The organism is Chitinophaga silvisoli (assembly GCF_003412465.1).
Taxonomy (GTDB): Bacteria; Bacteroidota; Bacteroidia; order Chitinophagales; family Chitinophagaceae; genus Chitinophaga; species Chitinophaga silvisoli.
Map to the genome: position 1 here is coordinate 1 of NZ_QTJV01000048.1, position 333 is coordinate 333.

1 protein-coding gene is annotated in these 333 nt (G+C 23.1%); it reads left to right on the forward strand.

The genetic code is table 11. The features are described 5' to 3' along the window. Positions 1-333, forward strand: a 333-nt coding sequence (locus DXN04_RS35065) for a hypothetical protein (protein WP_394337857.1), incomplete at both ends; no start/stop codon positions are given.

The following is a 333-nucleotide window of genomic DNA, read 5'->3' on the forward strand; positions in this document are numbered from 1 at the left end:
AGTGGTTTACATGATAAACTATGTACTATTGAAAATATTGAAGTTGCTGATGATAATGCAAGAAAGAATAAGAATAAGAAATATGGCATTAATAAACATGATAAAAATAGACAATATGAAAATGAAGATTTAGTAGATAAACTATTTAATCTTAAATATAAAACTTCTAAATATAGTCTATATAAAATATATGAACCAAAAGAACGTATTATTTATAGATTACCTTATTATCCAGATAGGATTGCTCATCATGCTATAATGAATGTTGTAAAAGATATTTGGACAAAAAGTTTTATTCATAATACATATAGTTGTATTGAAGGTAGAGGTATT